Raw genomic sequence first — 20,836 nt, 5'->3', positions numbered from 1 at the left:
CGGATGCATCTCCGTACGAGAGCGGTCGCCCGCTCTCGATCACTCGGTTCTCGTGAGGTGATGGACGCGATGCTCGTCGAGTCTCGTTTCACAGTCCGGTGGCAGCGTGTACGTCGTGGCAGCGCCCTCCATGACTGCCGGCCCGCTGAGTTCGTTTCCGGGCTGGAGAGCGTGGAGATCGTAGATCTCCGTCTCCATCCACTCGCCGTCCCAGTAGGCTTCCCGGCTTCCCTTGTATGCATCCTCGGGCGGCTCGGTGTCCTGTAGTTGTTCAGTCGGAATCTCCGGCTTGACGACGTCCCGGACGCCGCGGACCGACGCCTGTGTAATGGTGTGTCCGAGCTCTGGCGACCGGGCCTCCTCGGAGTACTGGCGCCGGTAGCCTGCTTCGAAGGTGTCGAGCACTCGCTCGAGTTTCTCCGGTGTGTCGGCGCGGCCGACCGGCGACTCGATGTCGATGCTGTTGAGCTGTCCCTGGTACTGACCGAGGATGTGGTACTGGAAATCGATCTCGTCCCGGCCGATGTTGCTGTTTTCGAACTCGTTGACGACCTTCTGCTCGAGGCGTTTCCAGACTTCGGTCAGCTCCGCGCCGGCGGTTTCGGCCGCCTCTCGCATCGAGAGGTCCGGGTCGATGTCGATACTGGTCGTCTGATCGTAGCGGTACTCGTAGTCGGCAGCCCCACAGCCAAACGCCGAGAACGCGGCTGCCCACTCGGGGATCAGCACCTCGTCGAAACCCAGGTCCTTGGTGTAACCGGCCGTATGCACCGGTCCGCCGCCGCCGTAGGAGAGACACTTGAAGTTCGATGGGGCGTACCCTTCGCCGGTCACGACGGCCTCGAGGTCGTTACGAAGTTTGCTCTCGAGGATGTCGATGACGCCTTGGGCGGCCTCGTAGACGCCCATGTCGAGTGGCTCGGCGACCTGTGCTTCGATCTCCTGCTCGGCGACGTCGCGGTCGATCGGCATATCGCCGCCCAGGAAGTTGTCCGGGTTGATCCACCCCATCGCGACGTGACAGTCCGTTACGGTGACCGTCTCGACGTCGGTTTCGACCGCGCTGACGCCGACCTGGTCACCTGCGCTCTCCGGACCGAGTTCGATCTTGTCGAACGTCGGGTTCACCCTGACGTAACTGCCCGTTCCGGCCCCGACGCTCTCCATGTTTACCATCGGCAGCGACAGGAGCAGGCGTGCCATCTCCGGGCTGTAATCGATCTGCCAGTCGTTGTCGATGATGATGCCCATGTCGAAACTGGTCCCACCGATGTCGGTACAGACCAGGTTCTCGTAGTCGAGTTTCTGTCCGAAGTAGTTGGCACCGATCATCCCGCCGATCGGACCGGAGATCAGCGTCCGCGCGAGTTCGTTCGCGTGGATGTCGATCGTTCCGCCGTGACTCGCCATTACGCGAACGCCGACGTCACCGCCCTGTTCGTCGACGGCCTCCTGGATGTTCGACAGCTGATCGCGTGATGGCTCCGCGGCGAACGCCTCCGCCGTGACCGTGTTCAACCGTTCGGACTCTTTCAGCGTCGGGTAGTACTCGCTTGAAAGCATCACCGTCGTGTCGGCGTCTCGCTCATCGATGATCTCCTCGGCGATCTCCTTGGTCCGGTGTTCGTGGTCTTCGTTTTTGTACGAGTGGAGAAACATCACGACGATGTGGTCGACCCCCTGGTCGAGCAGGTCGTTGACACCGTCGCGGACGCCGTCTTCGTACAGTGGAACCAGCGTGTTGCCCTTGACGTCGATCCGCTCTCGCACCCCGCGGATCCGATTGCGGGGGATCAGCGGTTCGGGGTGTTTGTGCGTGTTGACGTGGAGCCGATCCGAGTAGGAGTAGCCGGTGTAGGACTGTCGGCCCCGCCCCATTCGGAGCGTATCCTCCATCCCACCAGTGATGAGGATCCCGACGTCGACTTCGCTTTCCCGTTCGACCAGTCGGTTGAGCATCGCGGTCCCGGAGTAGACCGTCGACACGAGGTCCGGGAATCCTTCTTCCACGCTCAGATTCCAGTCCTCGAGTGCGTCCTGGGAGGACCTGATGAAGCCTCGAGACTCGTCGTCAGGCGTCGTCTTGGCCTTCCCCACCGTGAACTCGCCGTCCGAGTCCATGAGGAACGTGTCCGTCATCGTCCCACCGGCATCGATCGACAGGATCTCTGCGTTGTGGCGTTCTGCGGGGTCGTCTTCTGAACTTGCCATCACTTCCTTTGATACTGTGTTACAAGTTAGTGATTACCACGAATACTGACGAACGAGTACGACATATCATGACAGTATGTGACATATGTTGCGCTTTAAGGCACAACGTATTTACCCGACCGCCTGAGTTGGCGGTCAGAGGCAGATCGAAAACGACTGCAACGATCGTCGTGAGAAGGAGTGTGGGGTGACGTGCAACGGGTACCTTTCACCATTCTCCATTTGGCTGCATGCAATTTACACTCTCAGTGCAGCGGAACCTTAACACTTGAAACAGTGGGGTGTGATAATCAGTTCTGTTCACCCTCGTTTGAGGCCGACAGTTGAAACGGTGGTGTGAGGGTGTGACACTTGCAACAGTCGTAACACTCGAAGCCGTGGCTTTATGTCAGAATACGTCGGTATTACAACCGGTCTAGGAGAATGCCCGGGGCTTGACCCCGAGGCGATTTACAATCCTCTCTCGTTGGTTCGGGATTACGATGATCGACGCATCGATGACCGCATGGACGAGATTGATCGCTCTTCGATCACTCAACAACTGGGGCTAACGTGGCCAAGTTGTGACGAATGCGTGCCAAACAGCACGACGCTACATCTCACGTGCCGCGTCCCCGACCGAAGCGGCTTAGTCCGATCACCCGCTGGTACCGCCTATGAATCCGGAGAACTGGCGGACGTATCTGGTGACACAGGAATCGCTCTCCGAGGGCCGGCGTACCACCGAGATCGTCGAGGCTGCGATCGACGGCGGGATCGACGTCGTCCAGCTTCGGGAGAAAGACACCGACGCCCGCTGGCGCTACGAACTCGGCCGTGAACTGCGTGAACGCACCGCCGAGGCGGACGTCGCCTTGCTCGTCAACGATCGAGTCGATATCGCGCAGGCGATCGACGCCGACGGGGTGCATCTCGGTCAATCCGACCTTCCCGTCGCAGTCGCCCGCGAACTGCTCGGTCCCGATGCCGTGATCGGCTGTTCGACGTCAACGGTCGAGGAGGCGCTCGAGGCCGAGGACGCCGGCGCGGACTACCTCGGCGTGGGCGCGATCTACGGGACCGACTCGAAGAAAGACGTCCCCGAGGAGAAAGACGGCACGGGCCTCGAGTTGATCTCCGAGATCACCGAGGCCGTCTCGATTCCCGTCATCGGGATCGGGGGGATCACCGCCGCGAACGCGGCCCCCGTTCTCGAGGCGGGTGCGACCGGCGTCGCCGTGATCAGCGAGATTACCGCCGCCGAGGATCCGGCGGCTGCGACGAGCGACCTCGAGGCCGCCACCGAGGAGGTGGTGGACGATGAGTGAGGAGATCGACGGCACCGGCGAGGCGCTGTCGGAATCGATCGCGGCGGTCCGCGACTGCGAGCCGCTGGTCCAGCAGTTGACGAACGAGGTGACGAAAAACGACCTGGCGAACGTCACCCTCAGCTGGGGGGCGTTACCGGTAATGGCGGACGCTCCCGGCGAGGCCCCCGAGATGGCCGAACTCGCGGGTGCGATCTTGCTCAACACCGGTCGGATGACCGACTCGAACGTCGAGGCGTTACACGCCGCGGGTCGGACGGCCAACGAACTGGGCGTCCCGGTCGTCCTCGACCCCGTCGGCGCCGGGACGACACCGACTCGAGAGGAGGTCCACGCCAGTTTACTCGACGAGATCGACTTCGCCGCTATCAAGGGCAACTACGGTGAGATCACGCATCTGGCCGGTGCGGAGGCCGAAGTGAAAGGCGTCGAGTCCGTCGGCGAGTACGACGAGATCACGGAGTCGGCGCTGGCACTCGCGGCGACGACCGGCGCGGCGGTCGTCGCGTCGGGGGCCGAGGATGTCGTCGCCGGTCCCGACAGTGTCTACCGCGTAAGCGCCGGTCACGAGATGCTCTCGACTGTCGTCGGTACGGGCTGTATGCTCGGGGCGACGCTTGCGGCCTTTACCGGAAGCATCGAGGACGACCTCACCGCTGCCGTACACGGAACCCTCGCCTACGGGCTCGCAGGCGAGCGTGCAACCGACCTCGAGTACAACGGTCCGGCCAGCTACCGGGTGAACTTCATCGACAGTATCGCCGGGCTCACTCCGGAGGTCGCGGCGGACCTCGAGCCGGCGGATCGAATCGAGCGCGTTCGCTGACGGTCGGTACCGTTGGCACCGGCTGCCGTCCCTTATTCGCCCTCGAGATCGACCGTCTCGAGCCCGTACGTGATCTCGGTCGGGTGTGGCTCGTAGCCGTCGACCTCGGCTGCCGTCGCGATGACGTTCGTATACCCCGTCAGTACGGAGATCGGAGCGTCCTCCACGACGATCGACTGGACCTCGTGATAGCGCTCCCGTCGTTTTTCGCGGTCGTCGAGTTCGCGGGCCTCCTCGAGTAAGGCGTCGACCTCCTCGTTCTCGTAGCCGTGGTGGAGGTCGCCGTCGGAGTGGAACATGTCGGCGAGTCTGTCGGGGTCGGGATACCACAGCGTTCCCCAGGAGGTGAGGTAAGCGTCGAAGGAGTCCTGGGAGACCTGATCGAGCATCGTGCCGTACTCGACGACGGTGATCTCGAGGTCGATTCCGACGTCGGCGAGTTGTCCCTGGAGCACCTTGGCGATCATCGGGAGGCTCCGCGCGTCGAAGGCGACGACCTCGATCTCGAAATCCTCGCCGTCGCGGGTCCGGACCTCCTCAGAACCGGTCGTCCAGCCGGCCTCGTCGAGCAACTGGCGGGCCCGGTCGGGATCGTACAGCGATTCCTCGAGGTCGGGGTCGGCCCAGTCGGTCATCTCCGGAGAGATGGGACCGACGGCGGGGTCGTCGACGCCCTCGAGGACCGACTCGGTGAGCGTCTCCCGGTCGACGGCGTAGCTCACCGCCCGCCGAACCCGCTCGTCGTCGAATGGCTCGGACTGTGTGTCGAAGGTCAGGAATCTGATCCGGGGAATCTCCGGCGTGTAGACGTCGATCCCGTCCGTTTCCTCGAGGTCGCTTACGGTCTCCTGGGGCAGGATACGGGCCATCTCGAGTTCGCTGTTCTCGAGTTTCATCCGGCGGGTCTGGTCGTCCTCGACGACCTCGTAGCGGACGGACTCGATCGTGGGAACCTCGCCGTAGTAGTCGTCGTTGCGGATCGCACGGAGTTCCGTACCCGGCTGTACCGACTCGAAGACGAACGGGCCGGTACTGATCGGCTCGACGAGTTCGCCGTCCTCGAACGAGCCGGGGCTCAGGATAACCGCATCGTTACGGGAGAGGTGGGCCGGAAGCGGGGAAAACGGCGTGTCGGTCTCGACGGCGACCGTCGAGTCGTCGACGGCCTCGATGGCCGTGATCGGCACCCCGGCGAACGCTTCCGACTCGACGGTACGCTCGAGGGAGTCGACGACGACGTCTGCGGTGAGTTCCTCGCCGTCGTGGAAGACGACGTCGTCGCGCAACGAGAACTCCCAGCGAGTGTTCTCGACGCGCTCCCAGTCGGTCGCCAGCCCGGGGGCCGGTTCGGCGTCGTAGTCGACGCTCACGAGGGCCTCGGTAATGCCGAGTCGCCTGAGCGGGGAGCCATCCTCGAGGGGATCCCGGCCGACGTCCCACGGCGAGCCGATGCGGAAGTCGGTGTCGTCGTCGCCGGCGAGACAGCCCGCGAGCGCGAGCGTGCCAGCGCCGAGGGTGGTTTTCAGTGCGGTGCGTCGATCCATCGTGACGTGTTTTTCCGGCATGTTTGAGTATCGATTAGTTCTCGTCGTGTTCGTCAGCACGTTCGTCCGCGTAGTGACACCGAGAGCTGGCGTCCCCGACGGTCTCCCAGGTCGGTTCGACCGTCGCGCAGTCGTCGTCGGCCATCGGACACCGCGGATGGAACGCACAGCCCGACGGCGGATCGGTTGGGCTCGGTGGCTCGCCCGCCAGCCCGGCTCCGCCGGCCGTCGCCTCGCTGTCCGGAATCGCCTCGAGCAACGCCGCCGTGTAGGGATGGGCCGGCTCCGAGAGGACCTGGCTCGCCGGGCCGACCTCCAGCAGTCGCCCCAGGTACATCGTCGCGACGCGGTCCGCGACATGACGGACGACCTCGAGGTCGTGGGAGACGAACAGGTACGCCAGATCGAGTTGTCTCTGGAGTCGCTCGAGCAGGTTGAGAACGGTCGCCTGGACCGAGACGTCCAGGGCGGCCGTCGGCTCGTCGAGCACCAGGACGGCGGGTTCGACGGCCAGCGCACGGGCGATCGCCACCCGCTGGAGCTGTCCACCCGAGAGCTGGCGAGGGTACCGACCGGCGTACTCCGGTGAGAGTTCGACCAGCGAGAGTAGCTCTTCGACCCGCTCGTCTCGACGGCGCTCCCCCCAGCCGGCCTCGAGGAGCGGCTCGGCAAGTGACTCCCCGACCGTTCGCTTCGGATTGAGACTCGTCCCCGGGTTCTGGAAGACGACGCCGACGTCCGCGAGCTGGTCGTCCCGTCTCGAGTCGACGTCGTCGACGGGTTCGCCGTCGAGCCTGACCGTGCCCGCCGTCGGCGACTCAAGGCCGGCGATCACGCGGGCGAGCGTCGACTTTCCACAGCCCGATTCGCCGACCAGCCCCAGCGTCTCGCCGGCCCGGAGCTCGAGGCTGACGTCGTCGACCGCGGTCAGTCGCTCGGCCGTCCCGAGGAGTCGGTCGACCAGCGCGTCGGTGGTCCGGAAGGACTTCGTGACGCCCTCGAGTTCGAGGATGGGGTTGTCGACGGCGCTTCCTGACGGGTCGGCCGTGGAGTCCGTCGGCGAGTCGGTCTCGACGCCGCCGTCGACCGCCACGGCCGCCGTCCGTCCGCGATCTCCCGGATTCAGATCCGGACCCGGACCGTCGATCGGGTCGGCAGCCGTGGCCACACGCATGGTCTCGAGGTCGGCCTCCCGTGCGTCGGACACGTCACAGCGAACGGTTCGACCGTCCTCGAGGTTGAGGGTCGGCTGGCTGTCCTCCCGACAGTCCTTGCGGGCGAACGGACACCGGTCGACGAAGACGCAGCCGGCCGGCGGCGGGGAGCCGTCAGGTGGGCTCCCGCCGACCGTCGGCAGGGTCTCGCCCGGTTCGGATCGGCCGGGGAGACAGCCGAGCAACGCCTTCGTGTAGGGGTGGGCGGGACTCGAGAGCAGTTCTCGAGTCGGCCCGGACTCGACGACGACCCCGTCGTACATGACGACGATCCGGTCACACAGCTGGGAGACGACGCCCAGGTCGTGGCTGATAAGCAAGAGCCCCATCCCGTACTCGTCGTTGAGCGTTGCGAGTCGCTCCAAGATCGCCGCCTGCGTGGTCGTATCGAGTGCCGTCGTCGGCTCGTCGGCAATGAGCAGTGAGGGGCGGCGGGCGAGTGCGATCGCGAGCATCACCCGCTGGCGCATGCCGCCGCTGAACTGGTGGGGATAGTCGTCGATTCGGTCTTCGGGCCGGGGGATACCGACCTCGCCGAGCAACTCGAGAACTCGTTTTCGGGTCCGCTTCGAACCAACCCGCGAGCGCACGCCGGCGAACAGTTCTCGGAGGAACGGCTGATCGTCGGGATCGCGACGGACCCGCAGGGCCTCGGCGATCTGTTCGCCGACGGTGTAGGTCGGGTTGAGCGTCGTCTCGGGGTCCTGGAACACCATCGCGAGTTCGCGCCCGCGAAGCCGTCGGAGCGTCCGGTCGTCGGCACCCGTCAGGTCCGTCCCACCGAACTCGATACTGCCGCCTGTGATCTCGCCCGGGTCCTCGAGGCGGACGATCGAGCGGGCCGTGACGGACTTGCCACAGCCGCTTTCGCCGACCAGCCCGACGATCTCGCCCGAATCGACCGCAAAGGAGGCCCCGTTGACCGCGTGGACGGCTCCCGAACGGGTTCGAAACCGGACGTGGAGGTCGGAGACGTCCAGACGCATTCAGGATCGCCTCCGTTCTCGTTCCTCGAGGTGGTCGGGATCCAGGACGTCCCGCAGGCCGTCGCCGAGGACGTTGAAGCCGATCACGGTCGCCATGATGGCGATCCCCGGCGCGGTGACGAGCCACGGGGCCGAGCGCAAGTACTCGCGCCCGCCCGCGATCATCGTCCCCCACTCGGGCGTGGGTGGCTGTGCACCCAGTCCGAGAAAGGAGAGTCCGGCGGCGGTGAGCACGATCGTCCCGAGGTTCATCGTCGCCAGCACGACGACGGGGTTTATCACGTTCGGCAACAGGTGCCGCCGGGCGATCCGCCGTCGTGGCGTGCCATAGAGGCGGGCGGCCTCGACGAACGGCCGGTCTTTCACCTCGAGGACGTTCCCCCGCACGACACGTGCGTAAGAGGCCCAGCCGACGACCGAGAGCGCGATCATCACGTTCCGAAGGCTCGGCCCGAGCACGCCTGCGATCACGAGCGCGAGCACGAGACCCGGGAACGCCAGTTGAATGTCGACCAGCCGCATCAACGCGGCGTCGACGAGTCCGCCGAGATAGCCCGCGACCAGTCCGATCGTCGTCCCGATGACGACGCGGACGGCGGTCGCGGCGACCGCCAGCGCGAGCGAGACCCGCGCACCGTGGACGATCCGGGTCGCCACGTCACGCCCGAGCGCGTCGGTCCCGAGCGGGTGAGCGAGCGAGGGGGCCTCGAGGCGGGCCTCGAGGGCCTGTGCCGTCGGATCGTACGGGGAGAGGAGTGGCCCGAAGACGGCGACGACGGCGAGCAGGCAGACGAGCGTCCCGCCGAATCGAACCCCCGGGTTCGTCCGGAGCGACCACGCGAACTGTGAACGGGTTCGCTCGCGAAGCCATTCGAGGACGGCGTCCGGTGACCGCCACGTGTGTTCGTCAGCGTGGCGCTCGCTCACGCGCGCTCACCCCGTTCGATCCGTGGGTCGAGGGCGACGTAGGCCAGATCGACCAGCTGGTTCGTGATCACGAACGCGACGGCCGTCACGAGCACGACTCCCTGCACGACCGGGTAGTCACGGGCGAAGACGGCGTCCACCAGCAGGGTACCGAGTCCGGGCCGCTGGAAGACGACTTCCACAACCACCGCACCACTCAGGACGAAGCCAAACTGGAGACCGACGATCGTCACGACCGGAATCAAGGCGTTTCGCAGGGCGTGTTTGTACACCACGAGCCGCTCACGGACGCCTTTCGAGCGGGCGGTGTCTACGTACTCGGCCTCTAAGACCTCGAGCATCGAGGTCCGGACGAGCCGGGTAACGATCGCTGCCAGGCCGGTCCCCAGCGTGATCGCCGGCAACACGAGATGTGAGAGCGTTCCCGAGCCCGAGGTCGGGGTGAGTCCGAGCTGAAGCGACACGACGAGGATCAACAGATAGCCGAGCCAGAAGTTCGGCATCGAGACGCCGAGCAACGCGGCGATCTGGCTCGTCCGGTCGATCCAGGTGTCCCGGTGGACGGCACTCACCACACCCACTGGAACGGCAAGCGCCAGCGAAACGATCATCGCTGCGACCGCGAGCTCGAGCGTGTTCGGGAGATACTGGAGCAGTAGCGTGCTGACCGATTCCGAACGGAAGTACGACGTCCCGAGGTCGCCACGGAGGACGCCGGAGAGCCACGAGAGATACTGTGAGACGAACGGTTCGTCGAGGCCGTGTTCGGCACGGAACGCAGCGACTTCGGCATCCGACGGCGGACTTCCACGCCGCTCGTGGAGAATCGTGTACGCGGGATCGCCGGGTGTCACGAAAACGAGACCGTAGGTGAGAAGCGACACGCCAGCCATGACTATCGACATCGATCCCAATCGTCGCAACCCGGCGCGTACCGCTTTCATCGGTCGATTTCGACGCCCGACTCGTCCCGTCTCGAGTGACTGGCGTTCCCAGTCGTGGCCGAAGATCGCTGCACTGGTGCAAGCACCGGTTTGGAACTCCGTGCCCGGGATGGGGAGTCTCTTGTGTGTGCGATCATCGTTTCGTGAAACTCAGATTGAGTTAGTGAAAACAATATTGTAAACCCTCCGAATCCGCTCCGCTTTCTCACGAGTACCGTCTCGCGAACCCTCAGACATCTTGATTAACAATAGGGGGGTTGGAGTTAATAATTTCTATTATACGGTACGATCGTTCTATTCTCGTCACACCGCTGTGGTGGTTCGATGCGACCACCGGAGCGAGCCCCACGAACTGGCGGGCGGGGACCGACGTGCGCCGTGTGCCGTGCGATCGGTGTGAATACGGACTGCCGTCCCGCTGTCCCGCCGACACCGTCTGGCGATCGGCGGGCAGTGACGACAGGAGACCGGATAAGTCGTTTCATAGGGATTATCGTAGGAGTCCATAGTTTCTCTCCGACGAACGGTGACACGACATCGACAGACGGGCGTTAGATTCTGCGGTTGGCTACGATAATCCCTATCAGTTGTTACTATAGCCTGCTCGACTGATCCAGGAGCGTCGTCACTCCCTCGACGAACCGTTCGATCCCGTTTTCCGTCCGGTCGAGGCCGAGATACGGTTCGATGAGCTCGAGTTCCATCAGGACGAACTCGCCGTTGCGCTCGAGGTAATCGACACGGGCGTACGCCAACTCTTCGGATCCGACACCGACGAGTTCGCATGCGGTCTCGAGTGTGGCAGCCGCCGCTTCGCGGACGGAGTCGTCGGGTTCGTACGAGAGATCCGTCTCGTCGAACGCGCTGAACTCGTCTGCCTGCGGGACGTCGTTCCAGGCGTGGCTGTACTCACCGCGGACGAACACGATAGACCGTTCGCCGTCACGGATCGCCGGGAGAAACGGCTGGACGAGTACGTCGTCCGACCGTTCGGCCTCGAGTCGCTGCTCACCGCGTGAGATTGCCTCGAGTGACGTGCGCCACACTCCTGTTGAACTCGCCCCGATCGCCGGTTTGACGACGGCGTCTTCCCAGCCCCGATCACGGAGGACGCTCTCGAGGGTTCGGTCGTCGCCCGGTTCGAGAAGGACTGTCGGCACGGTCTGGACCCCCGCCGCCTCGAGTTCGAAGAGGTACGATTTGTGGACGTTCCACTCGATCACCGAAACGGGGTTGTAGACGACCGTGTCGGCGCCTTCGAGGGCCGCTAGCAGCGACTGGAAACGCTCGGGAGCCGTGTGATAGTCCCAGCACGATCGGAACACGATCGCATCGTATTCGTCCCAGTCGACGGCGTCGTCCGTCCAGACGATCGGTTCGACACTGAACCCTCGCCGCTCGAGTCGCGTCACTATCGCGCGTCCGTCGTCCGTCAGTTCGGGGGCCGAATCGTCCGTTAGAATCCCGATACGTGCTGTCATCTCGCTGGAATCGTCGGTAGATACCGATCGTTTGCCTCGATCAGTTCCCATCGTATCGCCGCTCGAAGCAGTGATAGTTATGCTGTTCGGTCGACCCGGACGCGATCGGTTACCGGACGTCGGACGACATCGCCACGGCCTCGAGGTGTCGTCCGTTTATCGCTTTCTGATTGGAGATCCGGACCGTTCGAACGCGTTAACACGTATTCTGAGAGTCTACAGCACCTTTTTACTGATACTTGGTGAGAGGCATATCCGAACACCCATGACAGTCGGTAGCAACATCCACGCACTCTCGACCGAAGACGACGTCCACCGACTCGATGGCGACGACGTCTGGGAAGACAACGTCGCCGCCGCGAGGGCGCTTTCGGACGCGATCAAGACGACGCTCGGCCCGAAGGGACTGGACAAACTGCTCGTGAGTTCGGATGGAACCGTCGTCGTCACCAACGACGGGGCGAGTATCGTCGATCGGATGGACATTAGCCATCCCGCCGCCAGCGCGATCGTCGACGTTGCGACACACCAGGACTCACGAGTCGGTGACGGAACGACGTCGGCGATCGTCCTGACGGGCGAACTGCTTGCCGAGGCCGAGACACTCCTCGAGACGGGAGTTCATCGGACGACGATCGCACGCGGGTACACCCTCGCTGCCGAACGAACACGGGAGCGCCTGTACGAACGGGCGATCCCGGTCGATCCGTACGATCGCGACCGCCTTCGAACGATCGCTCGCACAGCGATTACAGGTAAGTGGAACCAAACCGCAAGCGACTTTCTAGCGGAGCAGACGGTCGATGCGGTCCGGGCGATCGAACGTGACGGAACGGTCGACCTGAAACGAATCACGCGCAAGGCGATCCCGGGCAGTTCCTACTACGACTCGGAACTCGTCGAGGGACTGGTCATCGATATCGACTCCTCGTCGACGACACCAGTTCCGCTCGAGCCGGATCTCCCCGACGCGTACGAAGACGCGACTGTCGCGCTCGTCGACGACCAGCTCACGGTCGAAACGGCGACCGGACAGGGGGCGGTCAGCCTCGAATCGCCGACGGACGTCCACGACTTGCGGGAGTACGAACGGGCGGTCTACGAACGACACGTCGATCGCATCGTCGACGCCGGGGCGGACGTCGTCTTCTGCCAGCAGTCGATCGACGAGACGGTCCGCTCTCTCCTCGGGAAAGCCGGTGTGCTCGCGATCGAACGGACTCGTCGGGACGAACTCGAGAAACTCGGCCGGGCCACGGGGGCGACGCCGGTCGGTACGATCGACGATCTGTCGGCGGCGGACACCGGCGTCGCCCGCCGAGTCGAGCGACGCGACCTCGGGGCGACCAGCGTGGCGATCGTCGACGGCGGGACGGACGTCGAACAGGTGTCGTTGCTCCTCCGCGGGGGAACCCAACAGGTGGCCGACGAGACGAAACGCGTCGTCGACGGCTGTTTTCACGTCCTGTCGCGGGCGATCGAGGACGGCGTCGTCGTCCCCGGCGGCGGTGCAACGCCGATCGCAGTCGCGAGTGATCTCCGCGAGTACGCGACGACCGTCTCCGATCGGGAACAACTCGCCGTCGAGGCGTTCGCCGACGCCCTCGAGGTGATCCCGCGAACGCTCGCTACGTCGGCGGGGCTGGACCCGATCGACACCGTCGTCGAGTTACGCGCCAGACACCACGAGGGCGATCACGCGACGGGTATCCGTCTCGAAGGCGAGTCCGCTGAACTCGGCGACGTCGTCGACGCCGGGATTCTCGAGCCGCTTGCGGTCACTGACCGGGCGATCGCCAGTGCGACCGAAGCCGCAAACCTGCTCGTTCGCATCGACGAGGTCGTGGCCGTGACGCGTGACGACGACCACGGCCACGGTCACGACCACGACCACGGCCCGAACGGTGTCGTCGAAAGCACCGACGGATACCCGTGGGCGGTCGGTCACTCGATGGGGCATTGATACGGACCGCTATCCGTCACTGTCGCTACTCTGCCGGACAGCACGAGTGTGCACAGTTGCCGCACCTGCCCGGCGAACGCCTTCAGTGACTGTTATCCGGCAGTATACAGGAGCGTGTCTCGCTCACTCTGGCTGATATGGGTTAGTTGCGGTGTCGAGACGGTAGACATCCGCTGCGGCGTCGAAATCGTCGTCGAAGGCGTAGAGATACCCGAGTCCCTCCACCTGCATGTACGCGACGATACAGGCATCGACGAACGAGAAACACTCGTGCTGTCGGAAGAGCGCTTTTGCCGTGGCGAACTCGTCCGCTGTCAGGGAGTCGATGTGGAATCGCGTATTCTCTTCTACTCGAGTGAGAAAGTCGACAGCAGCCTCGTGACCTGCGTGTGTCGTCAGCCCGTTTAGCGTCTCTGCGAGGACGTAATCGAGAATCACCGCTTCCGGAAGCTCAGCGGTGTCGATTCCGCTGAGGATCGGGAGGGCAGCATCGTGTGCACTGTCACGGCGGTACGCTGCCGCAAAGAGAACAGTCGTATCGACGAGCGCGCGTGGCATCTATTCGACGTCGACGCCCCACGTGTCGTGTTCGCTCTCGACGTCCGTCGTCCGATCCCCGTCGTAGCCACCGAAGTCACCGAACGTACCGCTGCGCTGCTGGACGACCTGCACGCGGAGCGTGCCGTCGTCTTCGATATGCCAGCGGAGTTTGTCGCCGTCGTCGATATCGAGTACCCGCCGAATGCGGGCGGGAATGTTCGCCTGGTTCCCCGACACCTTGCTTTCGGAGTCGACACTCTCACTACTCATATCCGTGCCTACGAGATCCCCACTCATAAAGTATAGTGTGTGCTCACACTAGCTCGGTTGGGATAGTGATACTGCCGGACAGCAGTCAGTGACCCGTCGGTCGCGAACTTGCGGCCGTCACCCAATCGTGCTGACCGACAGTATGTCCGACGGCGATCACTCTTTGGCCTTGAGATTGTGCACGACCTCGAGCCAGTCGACGATCTCCGCGGTCGGTTCGATGGCGTCTGCGATCGCCTCGGTCGGCTTGTACGCCATCGGTGCTTCGTCGACGACGGCCTCGACGACCGACTCCGAGTAGACGTCTGTCATCGCCGCTTCGAACGCCTCGACGCTTAGTTTCTCGTGGGCCTCTCCTCGGCCCATGATGCGGCCGGCTCCGTGGGGTGCTGTCCGGTTCCACTCCTCGTTGCCCTTTTCGCGGGCCAGGATCGATCCCTCGGCCATATTGAACGGGATGATCAGTCGTTGGTCCTCGCGTGCCGGCGTCGCGCCCTTTCGAATCGTCAGATCCCGAAAATCGATGTAGTTGTGGATCGACTCGATCCGATCGACTGGGTCGACGTCCAGTTCGTCACAGATAGCCTCACTCATCAACTCGCGGTTCCACCGGGCGTACTGCTGAGCGAAGAGCATATCGACGTAGTAGCCGTGGGCTTCCCTGCCCTCGAGCCAGTCGAGATCCTCGTTGCGCTCTTCGACCGCGTCCTGTGGTCGCGAGAGGACGTCGAACGCGTCCTCGAGGTCCTCGTCCTCGAAATCCGCCCGGAGATGCTCCTTGTCGAGGTGGGACTCGCCTTTCCCGCCGGTGACCCATTCGTAGAGGTCGTGATCGCTTACCGTCTCGAGGTCGAACTCGAGGTACTCCTCGTACCGTTCGGGGATAGCGTCACGGATGGCGTCGGCGTGGCGATACTGACTTGCCCTGTGTTGCCAGTACTCGGCGATGGATTTCCCCAGATAGCGCGAGCCGCTGTGGACGACCAGCCAGTAGTGGTCCGTCTCGCGTGCCTTCGCGAACTCGATGAAGTGGTTGCCGCCGCCGAGGGTGCCAGCGCTCCGAATGACGTGTCCGATCCCTTGGCGCTGTCGAGCGAGGACGCGCCGACACAACTGTGTCAACTGCCCCGCGCACGGTGGCGCGGGGCTTGTCAGTGAACTCGGCCTCTGCCGACCGTGGTTAGTCGGACGGGATAAATCCCCGGTTTGGTGTCACCGTTCCTGACTTCAGGGCGAGTTGACTGTCGCCCATCCGCCGAGACGACTGTAGGCCCCGACGGACAAACCGCCACCCAACATTCTTTGCACCCACATAATCCGCATTCTGTGTTGCACCGCAGGACTCACACTCAAACTCCGCCTGTTGCACCCTATTCCCTTCGCTCGTATGCCCACACTCGGGACACCGACGACTCGTGTTCTTCGGACTTACAAACTCGACACTAATCCCGTGGGCTTCAGCCTTGTACTCCACAAGGTCAACGAGTTGCCGGTGTGCCCACTGGTGGAACTCCTTGACAGGTGGCGCACGCTCTCGGATGTGCTTCAGGTTCTCGAAGACGATGTATTCGCAGTCGTGTGTTCGTGCTTCTTCGAAAATCTGATTGGCGACTTGATGAAGTTGGTCACGGAGATACCGTGATTCTCTCCCGCTCATCTGCTGAATCGTTCGATGGGCAGATTGTGTCCCAGTCTGCTGAAGGTTTCCACGGATCCGCTCGAACTCCCGGTGGCGGTGCCTGAGTTCCCTTCCCGATGCGAAGTAGGCCGTACTGGTGGTGGCGATGTTGACGATGCCGAGGTCAACGCCGAGAACTGTCCTGTCCTCGTCGTCATCCTGTATTTCGACCTGTTTCTCGGGTTTGTCTTTACGAAACCCGATGTGGAGGTAGTATTCGCCATCACGCTTCGACAGCGTAGATTCTGTTACTTCCCACTCGTCATCGTTGAGGTATTCGTGTTGATACCCGTCTTCTTCGTCGGGGAGATTCAGGTCACACTGGATCCGGCCATCGACGGTGGAAAGCGAAACAGACCCGTCATCGAACAGCGTCATCGTCCGGGTATCGTATTTCACCGTGTTACTGGTAAATTCCGGTCGAGACGTTTTGTAGTGTTCATCAAGGTCTTCGATTGCTTCGACACCATCGAGCGCGGCTGCGGCCTGATGGGTGGCGAGGATTACGTGTTGACTCCCGAGCCGTGTCTCTCCCAGTACCGTGTCGTAGGCGAGGTCTTGGAGGTAGGTTTTCCGCGTTTCACCGTGTTCCCATCCGATGCGGCTACTGATGTTGCAGGCAGCTTTCCACTCGTTGATGGTGGCATCGAGCAAGTCCTGTTGCTCGTCAGTGAGGATGGGGCGGGTGATTGCGGTGCGTCTCAGGTAGCCGTCTGCCACGAATTTCAATATCTTGTATAGGTACTTAATGATTCGTGGTTAGCGGCAGCGGGTGTCGGCTTCAACCCCGGGCACGGTGGCCCGGGGAACCCGCCTTGGTTTTCTTTTGAAGTAGTCGCCGCCGTAGCCGTCGAAGTCGAACTCGAGCGGATCGATCGTCCGACCGAAACGTTCCTCGTAGGCGGCGGCGAACCGGTCGAAGACGTCGTTTGCTCGCTCGAAGGGGAACTCGTCGACGAGATGGGGGGCGTCGTCGTAGTCGTGGACGTCTCGGCCCATCGGCACGCGCTCGCGGATGCGTCGTTCGCGTTTCGGTCCCGATGTCGGTGGCGGCCATTCCACAGCCGACGTCGACACCGACGATGTTCGGCACGATTTTGTCGGGGAGTTCCATCGTGAACCCGACGGGCGCGCCTGCACCCCAGTGGGCGTCCGGCATCACCCTGACCGGCTCGGTAAACGCCGGATGGTCGATGAGTTCGCGAATCTGCTCGCGGCAGTTCGCCTCGACGAGCGACTCGTCGTCGACCATGATTCGGGCGGTTGTGTACTCGCCCTCGAGTGTGAGCGTCACACCCGAATGTCGTCTCGCTCCCTATTTAGCGTGTGGTACGTCGAGCTACGGGTACACGTTTACCGCGGAACACGACAGCATCTCGAGTGCGATCGGTGTGTGCATCGTGTTGTCCGGCAGTATCAGTGATCCGGACCCAACTGCGAACACGATCGGAGTTCCCCGTGGAGTGTGAGTGGAAAGTCGGGAGAGCGATATAAGGTGAAACGGTAGTTAGGTAGGACCATGACGCATATCCCTAGCGACGACTTGCTGAGCGAACTCGAAGCGATGAACGAGGACTCGGTTCGCGTACTCGACACTGAATCGCTGACTGTCGGACTCAAACGATACCGAGAGACGACGGCCGGGCAGAAAGGGTCTCGAAAACACACCCAAGACGAACTCTACTACGTCCTGACGGGAGCGGGAACGATTATGGTCGGAGAAAAGACCTACTCGGTCGCTGCAGGTGATCTCCTCTCCGTCGAGGAGGGAGTGTCTCACGATATCGTCGAGGTCGACGAGGAACTTATCGTCCTCAAGGTGTTTGCGGACTCCGATACGAGCACCGAGCGTCCAGGGTGATCGCTCGAGGGCTAACACGTAACGGGATCGGAGTCGAATGGCCCCTTTCGTCGGGAACCGTGACGGTCGCTTGCGACTGGACGAACCGTTAACAGAGATGGAACCGAACTACTGGTATGTCAAGCGCCGAAGCGCTACTCGATCGGTTGCGGTCGGCGTCTACGCTTACCATCGTCTGTCACGACGATCCGGATCCGGACTCGATCGCGTCGGCGATCGCCCTCGAGTTATTCGCGAAACGAAGCGGCGCCGAAACCGTCGACATCCGCCACGGTGGAACGGTCTCACCCGGACAAAACCGTGCGTTCGTGGACGTCTTCGACGTAGAACTGCGCCGCTACGTGGACGACGTCCACGAGCGAGACGGTCTCCTTGCGTTCGTCGATCACTCGGTTCCGGGAGAGCACAACCCCGTCCAGGAGGGAACCGACCTCGACATCGTCATCGATCATCATCCGCCCGATCGACGGGTTACAGCCGAGTTCACCGATATCCGTGAGGAGTACGGTGCGACGGCAACGATTCTCGCGGAGTACTTCCGCGAGAGTGACGTCGAACCCACCGCACGGATCACGACAGGGCTTTTGTTCGCTATTCATCGGGAGCGACTCGATTTCTACCGACAGCCGACGGACGCCGAGTACGACCTTGCAAATTACCTACACGCACGCGCTGACGCCACACTGCTTCGGAAACTGTACAGTGAGTCCTTTACGCCGGCGACCGTCGACGCGTTCGGCGTCGCGATCGTCAATCGCGTCCGTCGCGGGTCCCGCATCGTCTCCTGTATGGGTTGGCTGGAGAACCAAGTGGCGATCGCACAGGCGGCTGATTTCCTGCTTACCATCGACGGCGTCGATACAGTTCTCGTCTGTGGCATCGTTCGCGACGAGGTACACGCGAGTGCGCGGACGATCAGGACGGATCTCGATCTGGGGACGTGTCTCGAGCGAGGGTTTGGGGATGCCGGCAGTGCCGGCGGCCACCCGTCGATGGCTGGCGGACAGATTCCGCTCGAGGAGGTCGTAGACGCCGATATCGACGGCGACGAACTCGTCGATCAGCTCCGTCGTCGAATGGAAGATCGATTCTTCGACGCTATCCCGAACGATAGCGGTGGAACGGCCGGCTGAATGCCTACCTCCGCGGAACCGGCGTCCGATCGAGCCACGAAAGCCGTGGTGGCGGGTTCTTCTCTCGAGGTGTATGCGTCTACGACTCTCTGGCGCCTACAGAACCTCGAGGTCGGTAGCCAGTCTTGGAAACCGCTCACCGAATACACGGGGACTGGATCGAGGGTCCTACTCGGTCGTGGGTTCCTCATCGACGCCTCGAGTGAGTGTCATCTCGTGGTACCACGGAACCACGTTCGTCCGCCGGCGATCGACGCACGGAACGTCAGGGCGCCCGTATGATGACCGAAAACCGGGACGGCCGTTTCGAACGATTGGTATCTGATACCGTCGGATACGCGAAGAAGACCGGTAGGTTCCGGTGTGCCTCTGACTTGGTCGGTGGAATTGCTGGAACGACCAGCGCCCGAACGTTTCCAGTGTAATAGTATAGATCTTTTGAATACTATTTCAATTATTAAAAAACACCTGTATAATATTAGATGCCGGCTGATAATTCATCCAGTGCGAACGTCCGTAGTCGATCACCGACGTTTCCGTGCATAAATCAGGAGCGAATATCTTCGTATAGAAATAATAGTAATATGTTGACACAGGTCGACGTTCGTATTCTGGGACGCGAACGGACACCACGATCGCTCTCTATACAATACTACTGATAGTGTGGTAGTACTGTAAGTCATCTTTTAGTAGTACACTGCTACTATTAGAACTTGATTCATGTCGACTGATACGATTCTCGTCGTCGGTGGAACCGGTAATCAGGGGCGCGCCGTTATCGAGCGACTCGCGACACTCGAGACGGACTACGAAATACTCGCGCTGACGCGCGACGCCTCGACAGAGCACGCACAGGCGACCGCTGCCCTCGGTGTTGAACTCGTCGAGGGCGATCTGTCTCGGCCGGACACCCTTCGTCCACACGTGGAACGCGCTGACAAGGTCTGGGCGACGATCAACTTCTGGGCGGTCGGCTACGATACCCACATCGAACTCGGTGACAACCTCGCAGCGGCGATCGAAGCGGTAGGTGACCTCGAGCATCTCGTCTACAGCGGTGCCGGCGATCAACGGGAAGACACGGACGTCCCGCATCTGCGGTCGCATTATCTCGTCTCGGAACGACTCCGTGAGACGGGCGTTCCATACACCGCGATCAAACCCGTATACTTCATGGAGAACTGGGAGGCGATCGGCGTCGAAGACGGGGTCCTCGCCTTCCCACTCGACGAGGAGACCCACCACTTCCAGACGACCTACTACGACACTGCTCGCGCGTCCGCCGTTGCACTGGATAACACGGACGACTTCGCGGGGACCGAGTACAACATCGCAAGCGACCTCCTCACGCTACGCGAGACCGCCGAGGTCATCAGCGACGTGATCGGTGAGACCGTCGAACCGTATCACATGCCGCTCGACGAGGCCGAAGACGCCTTCGGCGAGGAGTTTGCGGTCATGTGCGACCACTTCATCAACGAGGGCGGTCACACGTCGTTCCCGGCGAACATCCGCCGGATCGAACGGGACTTCGGATTCACACCCCAGACGCTCGAGGAGTACCTCCGTGAGAACGGATGGGAGGGCGGTACCGACGAACCCGCACACGTTCCCGGCTGGGTCAAGGCGATGCAGTGAACTAGCCCGGGTCGAGTGACTCGGGGCGTCCGTGTTTATACTACCGGACAACAGTCAATACACACCCGATCGCGTCTCGAGTACGATCGGTGTGTGCATCGTGTTGTCCGGAAGTATTACGCTCGCAGCGCCGAGGCAATGGACTCTGATTTCCTCCGCGCTTGCGCCTCCCTAGACGCTCGCGTCGACTCCGTGTCGCTCAAACCCGAAGCCAACCTGGCTCCGTGAAGGTCGGTCGCTCCTGCCGTGTCGTCCCCGCGGTGGTTCGGCCGTTCCTGATACTGTCGGACAGCAGTCAGTGAGACGTCGGTCG

At 62.6% G+C, this 20,836-nt stretch carries 15 protein-coding genes and 2 pseudogenes; 6 read left to right on the top strand and 11 right to left on the bottom strand.

The genetic code is table 11. The features are described from left to right. Nucleotides 1-39: 39 nt before the first annotated feature. Entirely contained in the window at nt 40-2,211 is a 2,172-nt protein-coding gene (locus RBH26_RS17445; RefSeq protein WP_306759658.1) for a hydantoinase/oxoprolinase family protein, read from the bottom strand. A 656-nt stretch (nt 2,212-2,867) separates the two neighbouring features. Here RBH26_RS17445 and thiE point away from each other — a divergent pair. Together thiE and thiM are read left to right on the top strand one after the other, a co-directional pair. After that, nucleotides 2,868-3,518: a thiamine phosphate synthase gene (gene thiE / locus RBH26_RS17440; protein ID WP_306759657.1), complete on the top strand. Its 651-nt coding sequence runs from the start codon at nt 2,868-2,870 to the stop codon at nt 3,516-3,518. Then, on the top strand, nt 3,511-4,344 hold the full coding sequence (thiM, locus tag RBH26_RS17435; protein ID WP_306759656.1) for a hydroxyethylthiazole kinase: 834 nt from the start codon (nt 3,511-3,513) through the stop codon (nt 4,342-4,344). Before thiE ends, thiM begins: the two co-directional genes overlap by 8 nt. 32 nt (nt 4,345-4,376) lie before the next feature. Here the strand turns inward: thiM and RBH26_RS17430 are convergent, their stop codons facing one another. From RBH26_RS17430 to RBH26_RS17410, 5 genes are all read right to left on the bottom strand, one after another. Next, nucleotides 4,377-5,909, bottom strand: coding sequence for an ABC transporter substrate-binding protein (locus RBH26_RS17430; protein ID WP_306759655.1), 1,533 nt, complete (start codon nt 5,907-5,909; stop codon nt 4,377-4,379). A gap of 13 nt (nt 5,910-5,922) precedes the next feature. Further along, nucleotides 5,923-8,088, bottom strand: a complete 2,166-nt coding sequence (locus RBH26_RS17425; RefSeq protein ID WP_306759654.1) for an ABC transporter ATP-binding protein — start codon at nt 8,086-8,088, stop codon at nt 5,923-5,925. Then, complete coding sequence (gene nikC / locus RBH26_RS17420; protein WP_306759653.1) at nt 8,089-9,015, bottom strand: nickel transporter permease; 927 nt, start codon at nt 9,013-9,015, stop codon at nt 8,089-8,091. Next, the gene (nikB, locus tag RBH26_RS17415) at nt 9,012-9,959 is read right to left on the bottom strand and encodes a nickel ABC transporter permease (protein WP_306759652.1); all 948 of its coding nucleotides are present in this window, start codon (nt 9,957-9,959) and stop codon (nt 9,012-9,014) included. Before nikB ends, nikC begins: the two co-directional genes overlap by 4 nt. 593 nt (nt 9,960-10,552) lie before the next feature. Then, on the bottom strand, nt 10,553-11,440 hold the full coding sequence (locus RBH26_RS17410; RefSeq protein ID WP_306759651.1) for a hypothetical protein: 888 nt from the start codon (nt 11,438-11,440) through the stop codon (nt 10,553-10,555). Between the two features lie 265 nt (nt 11,441-11,705). On the opposite strand from RBH26_RS17410, the gene thsA reads away from it, so the two are divergent. Continuing rightward, the gene (gene thsA / locus RBH26_RS17405; protein WP_306759650.1) at nt 11,706-13,403 is read left to right on the top strand and encodes a thermosome subunit alpha; all 1,698 of its coding nucleotides are present in this window, start codon (nt 11,706-11,708) and stop codon (nt 13,401-13,403) included. A gap of 123 nt (nt 13,404-13,526) precedes the next feature. Here the strand turns inward: thsA and RBH26_RS17400 are convergent, their stop codons facing one another. The 5 genes and pseudogenes from RBH26_RS17400 to RBH26_RS21375 form a co-directional block, all read right to left on the bottom strand. Then, a complete protein-coding gene (locus RBH26_RS17400) occupies nt 13,527-13,961 on the bottom strand; it encodes a PIN domain-containing protein (protein WP_306759649.1) in 435 nt (144 codons plus the stop codon). Then, nucleotides 13,962-14,213, bottom strand: a complete 252-nt coding sequence (locus RBH26_RS17395) for an AbrB/MazE/SpoVT family DNA-binding domain-containing protein (RefSeq protein WP_306759648.1) — start codon at nt 14,211-14,213, stop codon at nt 13,962-13,964. A 156-nt stretch (nt 14,214-14,369) separates the two neighbouring features. After that, a pseudogene (locus RBH26_RS17390) lies at nt 14,370-15,326 on the bottom strand (RtcB family protein); the annotation flags it as partial. Between the two features lie 67 nt (nt 15,327-15,393). Beyond that, nucleotides 15,394-16,611, bottom strand: coding sequence for a transposase (locus tag RBH26_RS17385; RefSeq protein WP_306759646.1), 1,218 nt, complete (start codon nt 16,609-16,611; stop codon nt 15,394-15,396). Between the two features lie 105 nt (nt 16,612-16,716). Then, nucleotides 16,717-17,185: pseudogene (locus RBH26_RS21375) on the bottom strand (RtcB family protein); the annotation flags it as partial. A gap of 225 nt (nt 17,186-17,410) precedes the next feature. Between RBH26_RS21375 and RBH26_RS17370 the strand changes: the two are divergent. The 3 genes from RBH26_RS17370 to RBH26_RS17360 all read left to right on the top strand — a co-directional run bounded on the left by RBH26_RS17370 (nt 17,411) and on the right by RBH26_RS17360 (nt 20,523). Then, the gene (locus RBH26_RS17370; protein ID WP_306759645.1) at nt 17,411-17,752 is read left to right on the top strand and encodes a cupin domain-containing protein; all 342 of its coding nucleotides are present in this window, start codon (nt 17,411-17,413) and stop codon (nt 17,750-17,752) included. A 116-nt stretch (nt 17,753-17,868) separates the two neighbouring features. Beyond that, nucleotides 17,869-18,885 carry a bifunctional oligoribonuclease/PAP phosphatase NrnA gene (locus RBH26_RS17365; RefSeq protein ID WP_306759644.1) on the top strand — a complete coding sequence of 339 codons (1,017 nt, stop codon included), beginning with the start codon at nt 17,869-17,871 and terminating at the stop codon, nt 18,883-18,885. Between the two features lie 720 nt (nt 18,886-19,605). Then, entirely contained in the window at nt 19,606-20,523 is a 918-nt protein-coding gene (locus RBH26_RS17360; RefSeq protein WP_306759643.1) for an NmrA family NAD(P)-binding protein, read from the top strand. Nucleotides 20,524-20,836 lie beyond the last annotated feature (313 nt).

This window comes from Natronolimnohabitans sp. A-GB9, assembly GCF_030848565.1.
Lineage (GTDB): Archaea > Halobacteriota > Halobacteria > Halobacteriales > Natrialbaceae > Natronolimnohabitans.
This window is presented reverse-complemented; position numbering and strand designations above follow the sequence as displayed.